Here is an 18054-nt window from a genome sequence, read left to right on the forward strand (position 1 = left end):
CTCCTTCTCGTGGTCCCGGTCGCTACGGGCGGCCGGTTCGGTGGGCAGGCTCCGGCCCCCAGGTCCAGCCGACGACGTACCGCCGTGCGGGCAGGTCTTCAGGATTGACTACGTCTCGGTGCGCGACCCGGTAGACGCGGTTGCCGACCTTCACGGTCAGGGTGCTCGGGCTGGCGCCCACCACCGCGAACCGGCGCGGGTCCCCGGTGATGTCGGTGCCCTCCGCCTTGGCGGCGGCCTCCTTCGCGACCCGGAAGCGGGCGAGCCACGGGCACAGATCTTCGCCCGTCGCCACCGAGTCGAGCAGCCGCCGTTCCGGTTCGGACAGCGCGGCCGTGACCGTGCCGTCCGGCTGGTCCGCGATCTCGGCAACGTCGATGCCGACGCCGGGGGCACCGGGCGGTGCGTCGGGCGGGCGGGGCTTCGCGATCGCCACTCCGATCTCGGCCGTGTGGGCGAGTGAGACGTCACAGTCGCGGAAGCCCCGGCCGGGCCGCAGGCGTACCCGGGGCCGGCCGTTCGGCTCGTCCGTGACGGTCAACTCGATCGGGTAGACGTCGGTGTGGCCGTCCTCCCACTGCTGGAAGCGGACGGCGTCCTTGACCGCGATCCGGCCGAGCAGCCAATGCTTGCGTGCCTTGGGCGGCTGCCGCTCGTAGTCGGCGTAACCGCTGGTGCCGAGGATGCCGCGGGCGGCCATGGCGCGGGTGACGAGGTCCGTCCAGCAGTCGAAGGCCATGGTCCAGCCCTCCGGTTGGCGCAGCGACATCGGGTGGCGTTCGGGGAAGCGCTCCGCCGGACGGGCCGTGGGGTGGCTGTCGAACCGCCGGTCGACGCAACCCTCGATCTGTGCCCATACCCGGCCGTCGACGGAGAGCTGGGTGTCGGCGACGAGTTGCCGGTTGTCGATCGAGCGCACCCGGGCTACGCACTCGAACGCCGTACCGGGCGCCGGCGACGGCCCGAAGAACCGGACGTGGCCGAACTCCATCGGCAGCGCGACGGTCCGCACCGGCTGCGTCGTGATGAGCCAGTTGCCGACCAACTGGAGCGCGTTGTCGAGCAGCGCGCCGGGCGGGGCCGGGGCGATCACCACGCCGCGGACGTGCATGTCGCCGAGTGCGTGCACCTTGGTCACGCCCCGGAACAGGGGACCGTGGAACATCAGGCGTTCGGCGTACATCTGCTCGGCGTGCAACTGCGGCGGCCGCTCGGTGGCCGGGTCGTACCGCCAGACCGCCGGACGGTCGGCCGGGTAGTTCGGCGCCACCTCCACCGTCGCCCGGGCGTAATTGTTGAGGATCACCTCGAGTCGGCCGGGCCCGACCGGCTGGACAGTGATCTCGACGTCCTGCGGCGGCGCCGCGATCAACCAACGGTTGAACCGCGCGGCGCGTACCCCGACCACCCGGGTACCCGGGGCGGCCTGCTCGGCGGCGTCCACCATGTGCTGTACGACGGTGGTGGCCGGCACTACCGGCCAGCGGTCCTCCGCGTCGGGCCAGTCGTCGGGTTGGACGAAGAAGCAGTGGTCACGCAGGTACGGCATGGTGTCGAGGGCGACCCGCAGGACCGTGCGGTACGGGCGCGGCGGTGGTGTCCGGGCCGGCTGCCCCGTCCCGCCGTCGGTGGCCGTTACGGCCGATGTGTCGGACAGCAGCATGGCGAGTTCCGCCGCGGCGCTGGAGTGGCCGGCGAGCCTGTGCAGCGTGGCCAGGGCCGGCGATCCCGGCAGCGCCGCATCGGCCTGCGCCGTTGTGCAGCCCTGCGCCGGCACGGAGTCCTGCGCCGTTGTGCAGCCCTGCGCCGGCACGGAGTCCTGCGCCGCCATGAAGCCCTGCGCCGGCACGGGGACCATCCCTCCCTCGACGGCTGAGCCCGGTCTGCCCGGTACCGCGATCGGGCTGGACGTGGCGCCGGCGCCGCCGGTGTCGTCCGGACTGCCGCCCGGCGCGAGGTGCACCGACACGCCGAGCAGAGCATCGGCTCCCTCGCCGAGGCGGACCAGCGGACCGCCGAGGTCGAGCCGCACGGTCGGGCCGCGGCGGGCGGACTGGGCGGTGCTGGGCGCCGTGATCCGGGTACGACCCACGGTCGGCGGCGCGAGTGCGCGCAGGTCCGGTGCGGCGCCCTCGACCCACAGTGCGGTGGCGACCCGGCGCAGTTGGTCCAGCCCGCTGCGGTGGGTGACGTTGACCGGCATGGCGAGGTGGTCCCGGCCACGCAGGTTGTCGCCGATGACCGAGGCGAGCTGTCCGGCGCCGACCTGTAGGAACACCCGGATGCCGGAGTCGTACATGGCCTGGACCGTCTGCCGGAACCAGACCGGTTCGAGCATGTGTCGGATGAATATCTCCAGTACCCGGGCCGGCTCGGTAGGGAACGGCGCCCTGAGCGTGGTGGACCAGACGGGTACCCGGGTGGGGCGGACCTGCCAGCGGCGGAGGGCCGCGCCGATCGACTCCAACCCGGACGCGAACATCGGCGTGTGGAAGGCGGAGCGGAACGGCAGCTTCTGGCAGAGCAGGCCGTCGTCGCGAAGCGCCTCGACGAGCAGTTCTATCTCGCCCTCGGGCCCGTTGACGATGCACTGGGCGGGCGCGTTGTCGTGGGAGAGGGCCACCCCCGGGTAGCCGGCGAGCCGCGGGGTGACCTGTTCCGCGGCCCCGCCGACGACGGCGAATGCGCGGCCGGGCACCTCGATCGACGTCGAGTTGAACCCGGCGAGGAAATCGTCGATGGATCCCGAACTGATCTGCCCGGTGGTGGCCGCGGCGGTCCACTCACCGATGCTGTGCCCGGCGACCGCGTGCGGGGTGATTCCGATCCGGTGCAGGGCGTCGTTGAGCAGCCTGCCGACCTCGATCACGCCGGCGCCGTGCCGGCCGAGATCGTCGGCGGACCACTGACGGTCCGGCAGGCCGAAGTGCGCCGCGATGTCCGCGGTGCGCGGACAGAACTCCGCCTCGAGCCCCGGATACACGAAGGCGAGCTGCCCACCGGAGTCGTCGGCGAGCAGTGGGGTGGGGCTGAACCAGATGTCCCGGGCACCGCGCCAGGACTGTCCTCTGGCCACGGCGCGCCGGGCGGTGCCGAGGTGTTTGGCGTCGGGGCTGACGATGCCGAGCCGGCAGCGTTCGCCCGCCGCCAGCGGCCGTACGCCGGTGGGACTGGCCTGCCGCGCCCGGGCGGCGCCGAGGATGCGTACGTTGTGGTCGTCGGTGTCGAGCAGGCGGGCGAGCGCGGCCGGCTCGGGGGCGGCCAGCCACAGCACCTCGTCGGGCTGCTCGACGGTGACCCGCACCGTGGCCTGACCGCCCGCCTCCCCCGGGCCCACGGACTCCGCCGCCGCCACGGACTCCGCCGCCGCCACGGACTCCGCCGCCGCCACGGACTCCGCTGCGGCCACCGGCACCGGCCCGGTCACCGGACCGGCCGAGCCCGTGCCGCCCCGCCGGTCCGCGAATGCCTCCGGTGTCTCCTCCAGGACCACGTGGGCGTTGCTGCCGCCGAAGCCGAACGCGTTGACGCCGGCGCGGCGTGGTCCGTCGCTCTCCCACGGCTGGGCGGTGGTGATCGGCGCGAACCGGGTACGCCCCAGCTCCGGTCGCGGCGTGTCGCAGTGCAACGTCGGCAGTAGCACGCCGCGGTGCACGGCCAGGGCCGCCTTGATCAGGCTGGCGATACCGGCCGCCGGCATGGCATGGCCGATCATCGACTTCACCGAGCCGATCACCGGTCGTGCCCCACCTTGATGCGGACCGAACACCTCGGCGAGGGTGGCGAGTTCGACGGCGTCCCCGGTCGGCGTCGCGGTGCCGTGCGCCTCCAGCAGGCCCAGCGCATCCGGTGCGGTCGGGTCCAGCCCCGCGGCCGCCCAGGCTTGCCGGACGGCCAACACCTGACCGGCGCTGGCCGGATTGACCATGCTCGCGGCGCGCCCGTCGCTGGACATCCCGCTGCCGCGGATCACCGCGTACGTCCGGTCACCGTCACGCACCGCGTCGGCCATCCGCTTGAGTACGACCACACCGGTGCCCTCGCCGATGAGCAGCCCGTCTGCCGCGCTGTCGAACGGTCGGATCTCGCCCCGCCGGGAGAGGGCGCCGAGTTGGCTGAACACGGACCAGAAGCTGATGTCGTGCACGTGGTGTACGCCACCGGCGAGGACCGCGTCGAGCCGGCCGCTGTTCAGCTCGGTGATCGCCTGGTCCACCGCGATCAGCGACGAGGCGCAGGCGGCATCCACCGTGTACGCGGGCCCGCGCAGGTTGAGCCGGTTGGCCACCCGGGAGGCGGCCAGGTTCGGCACCAGTCCGATCGTCCCCTCCGGCTGGTGTTTGCCTAGCCGCTCGTCGAACCTCGCCCGTACCGCGTCCAACCGGCCCTCCGGCAGGTCCGGGATCAGCTCGCGGAGCACCTGGATGACCTGGCTGGACATCCGTACCCGCTGCGCGTACCGAGCCTGGGCCGGGCTGAGGATGCCACCCCGGCCGAGGATCACCCCCACCCGCTCACCGGCGGGCAGCCGGTCCAGCCCCCCGGCGTCCTCGACCGCCGCCGCCGCGACGTTCAGCGTGATGAGCTGGTCCGGCTCGATCTCGGCGACGGACGCCGGCATGATGCCGAACCTGAGCGGATCGAAGGTGGCCAGGTCGTCGACGAAGCCGCCCCGGCGGCAGTAGAGCCGGTCCGGCCGGTGTGCCCGCGCCGGGTCGTAGAACTCCGGGTCCCATCGGTGCGGCGGCGTCTCGGTGATCGCGTCGACGCCCTCGACCAGGTTGCGCCAGTAGCTGTCCAGGTCACCCGCGGCCGGCAGCAGCACCGCCATCCCCACGATCGCGACCGGGTCGCCGGGCATGCCGGTCACCAGACCGACGCGGTGTGGACGACGGAGGTGAGCGTCGGGTCGCCCCAGGCCAGCTCGCTCAGCAGGCTCTGCGCGCCTTCCTCCGGGTCGATCAGGCCGACGCCGCGCCGGGCGAGTTCCCGACCCAGTTCGGGGCTGACCATGCCGCCGTGCCCGTCGGTCGGTGCCCACGGCCCCCAGTGCACCGTCAGGCAGCGGTTGCCGGTTCGGGCGGCCCATCGGGCGCCAATCGTCTCCAGCGCGTCGTTGGCTGCCGCGTAGTCGCCCTGGCCGCGGTTGCCGTACACCGCCGCGATGCTGCCGTACAGCACGACGAACCTCGGTCGGCTGCCGACGGCGTCCAGCGCGTCCAGCGCCGACCGGGCACCCGTCACCTTCGTGTCGAAGACCCGGACGAACGACTCAGGGTCCTTGTCGACGATCAGTTTGTCCTCGATCACGCCGGCGGCGTACACCAGCCCGTCGATGCGGCCGTACTGATCGTGGATGGCGTTGATCAGCCGCTGGGTCGCCTCCGGGTCGCGGACGTCGAGGTTGTGGTAACGCACTCTGGCGCCCAGTTCACCGAGTTCCCGCACGGTGGCCCCGACCTCCCGGCCGGCGAGGACCGCCTGGGCCGCGCGGGCGATCGCCGCCGGGGAGCCGATCCGCTGGCGCGCGAGCACCGCCCGCACCGCCGCCGCGTCCGTGGCCGCAGCCAAGGCCGGATCCGGGGGGCCGGCCGGCAACGGAGTACGGCCGGCCAGCTCGATGCGGCACCGGGCAGCCGTCGCGAGGGCACGGGCGACCCAGGAGGTGATGCCACGGGCGCCCCCGATCAGCAGCACCACCGAGTCGCGGTCGAGCCCCATCGCCCGCGCCTCCGCCACGCCGTCGCCCGCCGGGCCGGCACCACCGGCCGCCAGCGCCCCGAGGCTCGCCGGCATCAGGTCGTACGCACACCGCCGGCCGCCGCCCCGGTTCACCACCGCCGCCTCGCCCCCGAGCAGCATCTCGTCGACCAGCGTCTGGGCGAGCCGCGCCGCAGGCTCCGTACCGTCCACGATGACCAGGCGCGAGCTGATGGAGGGATACTCCCGGGCGATGGTGCGGAACAGGCCGCGCAGCCCGTCCGCCTGTGCACCCGTGTTGGGGTCGGCGGCCGCCAACACCCGGCGCACCCCGCCGGTCAGGGCCCTCTTGATCGACTCGAACGCACCGGGGAGCACCGGTGCCTGCCCGCCGACCAGACCGTCGAGCAGGACCAGCCCGTCCGCCCCGTCCAGGCTGCCGGGCTCGGCCGCGGTGCCGGTGCGTACGGTCGCTCCGTGCCCGCGTAGCAGCTCGACCAGCCGTACGGCGGTCGGACCGGATCCGGTGACCACCAGCGTGCCACCCGCGAGCACCGTCGCCGGTTGCCTCGGTGCCTCCGGGACCGGAACCGTCGTGCAGAGCATCCGCGTCGGCGCGACACCCAGCGACGTGGCACCGCCCACCGGTCCCGGGCTGCCCGTCGGCGGCGCCGGGAGCGGGTACTCCTGCCCGGCGGGCACCGCCGCGGCCGGTCCGGTACGTGCCCGTGCCGGCGCGGTGGGCGCCGCCTCGGTCGCTGTCGGCCGGGCGGCCGCGACCGAGGACTGTACCGGCACCGTAGCGGCCACGGCTGCGTTCACCCGGCTGGTGAGCCAGTCGACCATCGCCCGTACGGTCCGGGCCTTGACCAGTCCCTCCAACTCCGATTCATCTCCCTCGGCCGACAGGCCGAGCCGGGCGGCCACCTCGCCGGCCACCTCCGCCCGCTTGATCGAATCGATGCTGAGATCGGCCTCCAGATCCAGGTCGAGCTCGATCAGGTCGGCCGGGTAACCGGTCCGCTCACTGAGCACCACCAGCACCGCGGCCTGGAAGTCCACCGCGATCGGCATCGCGCCCCCGCCCGGCACCGGCGAGACGGCCGGGGCGCCGGGCCCTCCGGCTGGCGGCGCCGTGTTGGCCACGTTCGCCGTCAGCGTCCGGACCGCCGGGGCGGCACCGACGGCCGCCGGAGGGGCAGCATCGGCACCGTTCGCCACCCGGGACGCCACGACGTCGTTCACCCGGCTGGTGAGCCAGTCGACCATCGCCCGTACGGTCCGGGCCTTGACCAGTCCCTCCAGCTCCGATTCATCTCCCTCGGCCGACAGGCCGAGCCGGGCGGCCACCTCGCCGGCCACCTCCGCCCGCTTGATCGAATCGATGCTGAGATCGGCCTCCAGATCCAGGTCGAGCTCGATCAGGTCGGCCGGGTAACCGGTCCGCTCGCTGAGCACCACCAGCACCGCGGCCTGGAAGCCGAGACCCGGCGGTTCCGCCGCGAGCGTGCCGACCGGTACGGCGGCCACGGCGCTCCGGGTGCCGGCGCTGGTGCCGGCTCCTCCTGCGCCGGTGCCGGCTTTTCCGTTGCCGGGCGGCTCGACCATCGGCGCCGTGACCGACATCGGTCCGGCCGGGAGGGGCACGGACGGGCTGCCCGTAGCCGGCCCAGGCGAGATGGACAGGGCCTGACTCGCCGGCGCCGGCAGGATCGGTACGTCGTAGCTCGCCGCCGTCTGCGTCTGGGTTGGCGTTGGCGTTGGCGTTGGCGTTGGCGAGATCCGTACCGGCGGACCGGCCGTGACGGCTGTGCTCTCGACCGGCGGGCCTGCCGGATGGTGGTTCCCCGGTAACCGTCCGGCGAGATGTCCCCCGCCGGTGCTGCCGAGGTAGGCGAGCAAGACGTCGTGCTGAGCGGCGATCAACTCGCGATTGGTCCGGAGGAACTCGGCGAGCAGTTCCTCCCGCCCGTCTCGCCTGTCACGGTCGTCGGTGCCGCCGGCCGTGGGTCCGACTGTTGCGATCATGGACAACTCCTTGCTACGTCGCGGGGCCGTCATGCCTCCGGGGAGACTGCCTCCGTCGCGGTCGCGGACGAGTTGCCCGTCGACGGTCCAGAAGGGACGGTCGTCGGGTTCGGTCGTACCCGCCACGGCGGTGTCGCGGCTGTGGAAGAGCCAGCCCGTCTGTACCGGTACCCCGGTGCACGCGAGCTGTGCCACGGCGACGAGGAAGTCCCGGAGCCCTTCGCCGGTACGCCGGTCGCAGGGCACGGCGAGGTGTGGCCGGTCGGCGAGGATGGCCTGGACCAGGCCGGTGAGCACCTGCCCGGGTCCGGCCTCGACGAAGGTGCGGGCGCCGGCCGCGTACATGGCTTCGATCTGTTCGACGAAGCGGACCGGAGCACCGATCTGGGCCGCGAGTTCGTGCCGCAACTCGTGGGCGTCCGCCGGGTAGGCGGTGGCGGTGCGGTTGGACCAGACCGGGATGGTGGGCGTGGTGATCGGGTGAGCGGCGAGCATCTGCGCGAAGCGATCTACGGCGGTGGCGACGAGCCGGCTGTGGAAGGCGCAGGCGACGTTGAGCCCGCGAGCGGTCAGACCGGCGGCCTTGAACGCCGAGATCGCCGCCTGCACCGCCGGGGTGCGGCCGGAGATCACCTGCTGGGTGGGCGCGTTGCTGTTGGCCAGGACGACCTGGTCGGCGAGGCCGGAACTGTCCAGGACCGCACCGACACGTTCCGCGGTGGCGACGACCGCAGCCATGGTGCCCGGATCGGTGTCTGGATCGTCGCCGACGGCGGCGAGGATCGCGTCCGCGCGCTGCCGGCTGAGCCGCAGCAGGGTCGGCGGGTCGTACGCGCCGGCGGCGCACAACGCGACGAGTTCGCCGTAGCTATGTCCCGCGGTGAGGTCGGGGTGGATGTTGAGCCGGCGGAGCAGGTGGTCGACGGCGAGCCCACCGACGCCGAGTACCGGCTGGGCCACCCGGGTGTCGCGGAGCCGATCCTGCTGGGCGCCCTCCGTGGTGGGATCGAACGCGCTCGGCGGGAACAGCAGGTCTGCCCACTCCTGGCCGAGCCCGAGATACTGGCGCAGCTCGGGAAAGGTGACGAACAGGTCGGCCAGGGCGCCGGGATGTTGACTGCCCTGCCCGGGGAAGAGGAACGCGACCTTCCCGGCGGCGTTGCCGGATCCGGTGCGCTGCGGTGGCGGCTGGACGAGTCCCTGTCCGGGATCGTGCTCGCCGGCGAGCGCGCGGTTCAGCAGCAGATCGAGTTCGGTGACGTCCCGGGCGACGATCGCGACCTGGACCTCTCCGGAGCGTGGGTCGGCCTGGGCGGCGGCCGTACCGGCCAGGTCACGTAGTCGCCACGGCCGGTCGTACCGGTCGGTGGTCCGCAGCGTGGCGGCCAGCTTCCGTACGCCCCGGTGCGCCGCGGCCCGGTCGGGGCCCCGGAAGCAGAACAGCTCCGCCGGCCACTCCTGGCGCGCGTGGCGCGGTTCCGGGGTACGCGGGTGCGCGGCGAGCACCACGTGGTAGTTGGTGCCGCCGAAGCCGAAGGCGCTGACCCCGGCGAACCGCTCGCCCGGCGGGGCGCTCCACGGGCGGGCCGAGGTGTTGAAGGCGAACGGGCTGCGCTGCGGATCCCAGGCCGGATTGGGGCGGGTCAGGTTGATGGTCGGCGGCCGGACGCCGGTGTACAGCGCGAGCGCCGTCTTGATCACACCGGCGAGCCCGGCGGCGCACTTGGTGTGGCCGATCTGTGACTTGACCGAGCCGAGCGCACAACTGCCCGGCCGGGCACCCGACTCGACGAAGAACCTGGTCAGGGTCTCCAACTCGGTACGGTCTCCGACGACGGTGCCGGTGCCGTGCGCCTCGACCAGCCCGACCTGTCGCGGGGAGATGCCGCTGCGCGCGTACGCCCGGTCGAGCGCCCTGCGTTGCCCCTCGGCACGCGGCGCGGTCAGGCCCAGGGCGCGCCCGTCGCTGGACCCGCCGACCCCCTTGACGACGGCGTAGATGCGGTCACCGTCGCGCTCGGCGTCGGCGAGCCGTTTGAGCACGACACAGGCGACACCCTCGCCGAGGGCGATGCCGTCGCCGGTGCTGTCGAACGGGCGGCACCGGCCGGTGGGCGACAGCGCGTGCGCCGAGGTGAACATCAGATAGTCGTTGATGCCGTTGTGCAGATCGGCGCCGCCGCAGATCATCAGGTCGCTGGTGCCCGCCGCCAGCTCCTTGCACGCCGCGTCCATGGCCGCCAGCGACGAGGCGCATGCCGCGTCCACCGTGAAGTTCGGTCCGCCCAGGTCCAGTCGGTTCGCGACCCGTCCGGCGATCACGTTGGCCAGCATGCCGGGGAACGAGTCCTCGGTGACCCTGGGGAGCTGGTCCTCCAGCTCGGCGGGGACCTCCCCGAAGTACGCCGGCAGCATGGTACGCAGCGTCTGCGCGTGTCCCATATCGCTGCCCGCCTCGGCACCGAACACCACCCCGCTACGGGAGTGGTCGATGCCCGGCACGTCGTGGCCGTACCCGGCGTCGACGAGGGCCCGGTGCGATGCCTCCAGGGCCAGCAGTTGGGTCGGGTCGATGCTCGCCAATGCCGCTGGCGGGATGCCGTACCGGATGGCGTCGAACGGCACCGGCGCGATGAACGCGCCCCACTTCGACACGCTGATCCGGCCCGCCCGGCCCGGCTCCACCTCGGACGCGTAGTAGGTCTCCACCGGCCATCGCTGGGCGGGCACCTCCCGGATGGCATCGCGACCGCCGAGAATCGTCTGCCAGAAGCTGGCCAGGTCCGGCGAGTCCGGAAAGATGCAGGACATGCCGACGATGGCGACGTCCAGCGGGGCCGCCGGCACCGGTTCGGCCGGATCGGTCCCCAGTTCGGGCGTCGCCGCCAGCGCGGCTCTCCGCTCGGCGTGGAAGCGCTGCGCCCCGACGGTCACCCCGGCGTGCAGGTCGGCCACGGTCGTCCGGGCGTCACGCAGCACGGCCACCTGGCCCGCCATGAAGAGCCCTTCAGCGCGCTGGCCCGCCTCGTCCACCGCGACCAGCGCGTCCCCGTCGCGCCGTCGGCCCTTGCTGGCGATCCGCAGCCGGCCGACGTTGAGCATCTCCAGCCGCTCCCACACCTGCCTGCCGGCCGCCCCCGTCGCCGCCAGTTCCTGCCGCACCCGCTGGAAGTCGTCGACATACGGGCTGGGCAGGCAGCGGGTGACGTGTCCCGGTGCCGTCTCCAGCGTCGCCGTACCGGTCGCCGCGATCGCCTGGCGCTGGAACAGCGGCTGGATCGCCCCGCAGTCGACCGCCTCCCGGGTGAAGAGGTAGGCGGTGCCCAGCAACACCCCGACCTGTACGCCGCGCCGCGCCAGCGGCCCCGCCAACGCCGCCACCATCGCCGCCGAACGGGCGTCGTGGATGCCACCGGCGAAGAACACCTGCACCTCACCGGCGGTCCCGGCCGGGGCGTTGTCGAGGAAGTCCGCCAGGGTCAGCACCTGCGCCTCCCAGAGCGGAAAGCTCGTCCGTGGCCCCACGTGTCCACCGCACTCGGCGCCCTCGAACACGAACCGCCGCGACCCGGCGCGGAGGAACTGTCGCAACAGGCCCGGCGACGGCACGTGCAGGAACGTGGTGATGCCCTCGGCCTCCAGGGCCTTGGCCTGCCCGGGCCGACCGCCCGCGATGATCGCCACCCGGGGCCGGACCTCCCGCACCGCCGCGAGCTGCCCGGCCCGGACCTCCTCCGGGACGAACCCGAGCACCCCCACCCCCCAGGGCCGCTCGCCCAGCGCCCGCCCCGCCTCCCGCAGCATCCGTTGGGACTGTTCGCCGCTGGCCAGGGCGAGCGCGATGAACGGCAGCGCGCCGTCACCGGCCACCGCCGCCGCGAACGCCGCCACGTCGCTGACCCGCGTCATCGGCCCCTGCGCCACCGGGATCCGCACCCCGAGCGCCCGCGCCAACGGCGCACCCGGGGCCAGCAGCTCGCCCGGCGCGTCGTCGGTGACCGCGTCGTCGATCTCCGCACGGATGCCGCGCACCGCGGCGGCCGTACTTCGCCAGCGCTCCCGGAACACCGCCGCCAGCCAGCCGTCCTGACCGACCGGGAGCAGCTCGGCGGTGCCGTCCGGCCGACCGTCGCGACGTACGCCCCGCACGCCGTCGCGCAGCACCGTCTCCGAGCCGTCCATCCGCCCGATCACGGCCCGCACGTCCTCCGGCAGGTCCGACTCCGGCATCAGCGCCAACTGGTTGTCCAGGACCACTCCGGTCGCCCCACCGACCACACAGGCGGCGGCGGTACGCGGCCCGATCCCGCCGGCCACCCAGATCGGCAGGTCCAGCGCCTCGTCAGCCAGCAAGTGCTGCAACAGGACGAACGAACTCAGCTCGCCGACCCGTCCGCCCGACTCCGAGCCGCGGGCGATCAACCCGTACGCACCGGCGGTAGCCGCCGCGTGCGCCTCCGTACGACTGGTCACCTCCGCCAGCACCCGGTACCGCTGGGCGGCCTCACCCACCGGCCACGCGCCGTCCGGCGGCAACACCACGAGGCTCACGTTGCCCTTCGCGGCCCGCTCCACGTGGGTCACCGTGGCGACACAACCCGCCGGGATCCGTACCCCGATCGGCGTCGCCGACCACGACGCCGCCTGTTCCAACGCCCACAACGCCCGGGTGTCTCCCCGGGCGAGATCGAACACGCCCACCCCGCCGCCGCTACCGGCGGCCGCCACGATCCGTGGGCCAGGCTCGACCCCGCCGCACGGGTTCACCACGATGATCGGATCACGCCCGGCGGTAGCAGTATTCATGCGAACTCCCGTCCTGGGGCCAGGCGCGGCGGGGACCTCGTCCGCCGTGCCGGTGCGGTGTCACGGGCGCCGTCTTGACCCCTGCCAACTTACGCCATTTGGCGACGTTTTTGCAGGTCATGGGCCAAAAGAGCTAAAAGCGAGCTACTCTCTGGTTCTTCCGAAAAAGCCTCGGGAACCACGATCTTTTGGCGAACTCAATCGGCCCCGCCGGGCCTGGTCCCGGCGCCCGCAGCCGACGCCGGCCCCAGCCCCTTTCCGGCGCGCGATGCCGCGCCCCTCGTCTCCCTCGGAGATCCCTCGCGCAGTTTCACGTTCCCTGCGCCTGCCGCCCCATTCGTGAGCTAGCGTCATGATATGGCCGGTTATCGCCCGCCTTGGACCGGAGGGGCCGATGGCGCATGACACCCGTTTTAGTACTGCTTCAGGCTGATTTGGCGCGCTCTGTGTGCGTCGGCGGAACCCGCGCACCCTCGGTGTCCCGGACGACATAGGCGATTCCCGGGGCGCCATCAGCGGCCTCGTCATGGGCCGACCCCCCTTCGCGCGCCAGCGGATGCTGCCCATCAGACGGTTCAACCCCGCCTTCCCCCCGCCCTCCCCTGCCGTCCGCCCTGCCGACGTTCGTGGCGACAGCCACGCGACGAACCGCAACCCGAAGAAAGGACCACGCATGGACAGGACCAGGAACATTGCCCGGTCTCTGCTCTCCACCGCCACCGTCATGGCGACCTCGCTCGCGCTCGCCGCCGTGCCGGCACACGGCGCCGCCGACAGCGAAGCACCGGCGGAGAAACGCCTGCAAGACGACAAGCCGCTCGAAGGCGGCCAGGCGCTGGCGACGCCGGCCATCAGCCCGGAACTGCTGGCGAAGGCCGCACCGGACGAGTGCTTCGGCGGGAGCGGCCCGCCGCCCTCGGCCTGGGCCGGATGCGAGACCGGGCTGCCGAAGGTGAACCAGTCGTACGTGTGGGGCCTGACCGCGTCCGGCGACCACCTGTGGTTCGGGACGGCGTCCAACGTCCACTGCCTGACGATCGGGACAAGTCTGGCGGTGACCGAACCAATCGAGAACGACGACTACGTGTGCGAGTACGGCGAGAGCCCGCAACGGTCGGAGAACCCCGCCATCCCGCCGGCCGGAGGTGACTGGCGGCCGCCGAAGATCTACCTCTACCACAAGCCGTCCCGCAATCTGGTGGACAAGACCGCAGCTATCGCGAGAAGGTCCGAGGCCGATCGGCAACGGTTCGAGTCGACGGTGGGAATTCGTGCCGCCGGCTCACACCGGGGCGTCGTACTGCTCGGCGGACCGAGCATCCTCGGCCTCAACCTGTTCGCGTTCGACGGCGAGTCGGGCGAGTACCTCGGTTCGACAACCCTCGCCGCGTACGGCAATGTCCGGCACTTCCTGGTCGCCGACCACACCCTCTACGCCGGTGTGGGTCTGGGGACCGACGGTCAGGCCGGCGGAGCCGTGCTGCGCTGGACCGGCAGCAAGTCCCGCCCGTTCGACTTCAGCATGGTGGCCAGCCTGCCGCAGCAGGTCGCGGACCTCGTCGTGCACAAGGGTCGGATGTTCGTCACGACCTGGCCCAGCATCGCCCGCAGCTTCGACAGCGACAACACCGCCGGCATATGGATGAGCCCGTGGCTGGTGGACGGTGCCCGGGGGCTCACCACTGCCGACGCCAACGCCTGGAAACGGGTGTGGAACGTGAGCCAGTACGAGCCCGACCCGGTCATCGCCGCGACCTACGGCCTCGGCGGGCTCGCCTCGTACGAGGGAAACCTCTACTGGGGAACGATGCACGTGCCGATGAAGGCTGCCCAGGCCCACACGACACGCTACGCGCCGGAGAGCGACGCGCAGAACCTCGTCGCTACGAAGAACACGCAGCGGACGACGAGCATCTTCCGGGCCAGCAGATTCGACAACGGCAAGGCCAGGGCCGACCTGCTGTATGGCGCGGCGGAGCTGCCCGCGTTCGACCCGGAGGCAAACGACGGGGCGGGCGAATGGCAGCTCATCCCGACCGGATACAAGCCCAGGTACGGCGCGGCGGGCTTCGGCAACAGCTACAACAACTACACCTGGAAAATGCTGGTGGCCGGAGGTTCGCTCTACATCGGCACCATGGACTGGAGCTACCTCGTCAAGGATCTGCCGTTGGAACTTCGCGGCGCGGTCGAGGGCGGGCTCGGCACGGCCGATCCCGCGTCGTACGGCGGCGACCTGTGGGTGTTCGACGACACGCACGGGCCGGCCAAGTCGGCGAGCACCACCGGGCTCGGTAACTACCTCAACTACGGGTTCCGCACGATGGTGGCCGATGGACCGGCCGTCTACAGCGGCATGGCGAACCCGATGAACCTGAGGACCGACAGGGACGACGATGTCCCGGAGGGCGGTTGGGAACTGATCCGGCTGCCCGTGGCCAACTCCCCGGCTACGGCCCGGCAAGAGAAGGCCCTCCGCGCGCAGCGGTGAGCCCTGCCAGCGCAGACATCTGAATATCCGTTGGAAGTAGCGATCCGTACGGTCGTTGGCCGGTCGGTGCGGGACACCGACCGGCCAACGACCACCGGTGACGAGAACGGGTCCCACGAGGGATGGAGGCGAGGCTTCATGGACCGGCGAGCTAGGGTCTGTCGCACCACGGTGGCGGTGCTGGCGATCGCGAGCGTCCTCACCGTACTGACCGGCTGCGACCTGGTGCGGTCGCCGCGGCGGGAGGCGGGCGTACCGACCCCACCGGCCAGCGTCGCCCCGACCGGGCCAGCGGCGACCGGGCCCGAGCCAGAGAACCGGGCCGTCGCCACGGGGTCGTCGGTGCACCGCGTCACGGTGGACGGCCGGAGTCGCACGTTCCGGCTGTACCGGCCGGCCAAGTTGTCGTTGTCGACGCCGGTACCGCTCGTGGTGATGTTGCACGGTGCCCTGGGCAGCGGCCGCCAGGCGGAAACGACGTACGGCTGGAACGCCATGGCGGACCGTCACGGCTTCGTGGTCGCGTACCCGGACGGGCTGAACCGGTCCTGGGCGGTCAGCTCCGACTGCTGCGGATCGCCGGCCCGGGACGGGGTCGACGATGTCGCGTTCATCGCCGCGACGGTGGCCGACCTCTCCACCAAGCTGCCGGTCGACCCGGACCGGATCTACGCGACCGGGCTATCCAATGGCGGGATGCTCGCCTACCGGTTGGCCTGCGAAACCACCACCTTCGCCGCGATCGGGGTGGTGGCCGGTACGCTCCTCGGGCCGTGCCCGACGCCAGCACCGATCTCCCTGCTCCACATCCACGGCACGGCCGACGGCGTGATCCCGTACGACGGTCGCCCGGGGGCGCTGAACAACGGCGGAGCCGGGCCGCTACCGGTCAAGATCGACGGCGGTCCCGTGCGCGACCAGATCGACAGGTGGCGGGAGCTCGCGCGGTGTCCCACCCCGGAGGTCCGTACCGCGGGAGCTGTCACCACCTCGGCGGCCCACTGCCCCGACGGGCGCGACATCGACCTGATCACCGTCGCCGGCGCCGGACACCAATGGCCGGGAGCGACACAGTCGACAGTGGAGCGTCTGCTCGGGCTGGATCCGCCCTCGACGGCGCTGACCGCCACGGAATCGATCTGGAGCTTCTTCGACACCCACCCCCGCGTGGACTGAGGTCCCGGCGGCACTGCGCGGAGGCCGACCGCCACAGCCGGGGACGCCGGCGGCGAGTACGGCCGCTCTTCGTCTCGTCATGTCGCTGTTTTCCATCATCAGCGGACGTTCGGCTCGCCGGCGCTGGCCGGCGAGCGGCGGCGTTCCTGGGCGGCGGCAAGGATGAGGTAGCTGCTGGCGGTCCAGGTGTAGGCGCGGTCGCGCAGCCCCGCGCCGGTCTCGGCGTCGAAGTTCTCGGCGAACCCGGACTTCTCGCAGAGAGTGCGGAAGCGGTGGCTGATCTCGTCGGCGAGACCGGTGTGGCCGGCGCGGCGTAGGCCATCCTCGATCAGGATGGTGGAGGGTGCCCAGATGGGGCCGCGCCAGTAGCCGTCCGCGACGTAATCCGCCGAGTCGACTGGTTCGGTGGCCAGGCCGTACGCGGTCAGGTGGGTCTCGATGCGGCGGGCGAGGGCGGCGGCGACGTCGGCGGGCAGGTCTGCGCCGAGGGTGATCGGCATCAGGTCGAGCAGGCTGGTGCTTGCCTGCGCCTGGCCGGTTTCGGCGCTGCGGGCGGCGAACCGGTCGCCGGTCCAGAGCTGATCCAGCATCGCGGTGAAGATCTGTTCCGCGGTGTGGTTCCAGTCCGCGACCGCCTGCGGTTGGTCGAGTTCGGCGGCGAGGTCCGCGAGCTGGCGCAGTTGGACGACCAGGAACGCGGCGAGGTCGGCGGTCTCGACGACGCGGTGGTGGTCGAAGGTGGTGGCGTTGTCCCAGCCGCTGTCGTTGCCGTGCTGGTAGTGCGGCAGGTCGTGGTCGGGCACTCGCCGGGCGGTGAGCCAGAATTCCGTCCACCGCGCCAGCCGGTCGTAGGTGTTGGTCAGCTCCGCCCGGTCCGGCGGCGTGGTCAGGTGTCGGCGCAGGTGGTGGAGCGCCCAGCCGTGGATGGGGGGCTTGACGTAGTTGTAGAGGACCTCCGAGTGGGTGACCGAGTCGGGCAGAGCGCCGGTCTGGTCCTGATGGTCGAACGGGAGCTGGAACTGGTGCCAGGCCAGTTCCGGCTGCCCGACGGCGAGGGCGAGGGCATTGAAGCAGTGATCCCAGCTCCAGACCTTGTCCATCCAGTGCTTGGACATCAGCACAGCGGGCCGGGCGAGGAAGCCGGCCGGCGCGACGGTGGCCGACCACAGCACGTACGCGGCCAGCTCGGCGGCGGGGGTGTCGGGGCTACGCCACGGGGCCACCGCGTCGACGAACGCGGTGAACGCCGCTCCCCCGGCGCGACAGACCTCGTCGAAGGTGGCGGTGGCGGCGTATGAGCGGCGGGCGGTGTCGTACTCCTCGATGGCGATCTCCCACGACCGTCCGGCCGGCAGGGTCACGCTCCGTTCGGCGGTACCGAGAGACTGCACGCCGGCGGCTCCGTCCAGGTCGCCGTGCAGCATGGTGAGGCGGTAGCGACGGCCGGTCTCGTAGGAGGTGAACACGTGGGAGCCGTCGACCGGGTCGCGGTAGAGGTAGATGCCGCTGAACGGGGTCAGGGTGGCCGGGGCCGCGGCGATCCGCATGCCGAGGCCGTCGCCGCGCAGCCGGATGGTGTCCGGGCTCTCATAGGTGAGCTGGACCCGGCCGGTGCCGTGCCGCCACGTCAACAGCGCGGGTGTGCAGGTCACCGAGGTGTCGGCGGACGGGGTGAACCGGAGTACGGGGTGCAGGCCGGTCTGGTGTGAGACCAGATGCAGGTCGTCGGCGTAGGTGTTCTCGGCGACCACCGGTGAGATGTTGATCCAGGATCCGCGGTAGCTGAACGGGATGTCCTGGATGGAGAACGTCGGACCGGGTGGGGCGACGGCCATGGGTTGCGGCTCACTTTC

General features: G+C 72.3%; 5 protein-coding genes. 2 read left to right on the forward strand and 3 right to left on the reverse strand.

Going from position 1 to position 18054, the window contains the following annotated elements:
* Positions 1–22 precede the first annotated feature (22 nt).
* Both ACQEVC_RS36575 and ACQEVC_RS36580 read right to left on the reverse strand, forming a co-directional pair.
* The gene (locus ACQEVC_RS36575) at positions 23–4861 is read right to left on the reverse strand and encodes a beta-ketoacyl synthase N-terminal-like domain-containing protein (protein ID WP_432891907.1); all 4839 of its coding nucleotides are present in this window, start codon (positions 4859–4861) and stop codon (positions 23–25) included.
* A gap of 5 nt (positions 4862–4866) precedes the next feature.
* Positions 4867–12534 (reverse strand): SDR family oxidoreductase, encoded by a 7668-nt coding sequence (locus ACQEVC_RS36580; RefSeq protein ID WP_432887347.1) that lies wholly within the window; start codon positions 12532–12534, stop codon positions 4867–4869.
* A 673-nt stretch (positions 12535–13207) separates the two neighbouring features.
* Here ACQEVC_RS36580 and ACQEVC_RS36585 point away from each other — a divergent pair.
* On the forward strand, positions 13208–15025 hold the full coding sequence (locus ACQEVC_RS36585; RefSeq protein ID WP_432887350.1) for a hypothetical protein: 1818 nt from the start codon (positions 13208–13210) through the stop codon (positions 15023–15025).
* A 138-nt stretch (positions 15026–15163) separates the two neighbouring features.
* Positions 15164–16201, forward strand: coding sequence for an extracellular catalytic domain type 1 short-chain-length polyhydroxyalkanoate depolymerase (locus ACQEVC_RS36590; protein ID WP_432887353.1), 1038 nt, complete (start codon positions 15164–15166; stop codon positions 16199–16201).
* 98 nt (positions 16202–16299) lie between these two features.
* On the opposite strand, the gene ACQEVC_RS36595 is transcribed toward ACQEVC_RS36590, so the two are convergent.
* Entirely contained in the window at positions 16300–18036 is a 1737-nt protein-coding gene (locus ACQEVC_RS36595) for an amylo-alpha-1,6-glucosidase (RefSeq protein ID WP_432887356.1), read from the reverse strand.
* Positions 18037–18054 lie beyond the last annotated feature (18 nt).

The organism is Plantactinospora sp. CA-294935, from assembly GCF_050936445.1.
Lineage (GTDB): Bacteria > Actinomycetota > Actinomycetes > Mycobacteriales > Micromonosporaceae > Plantactinospora.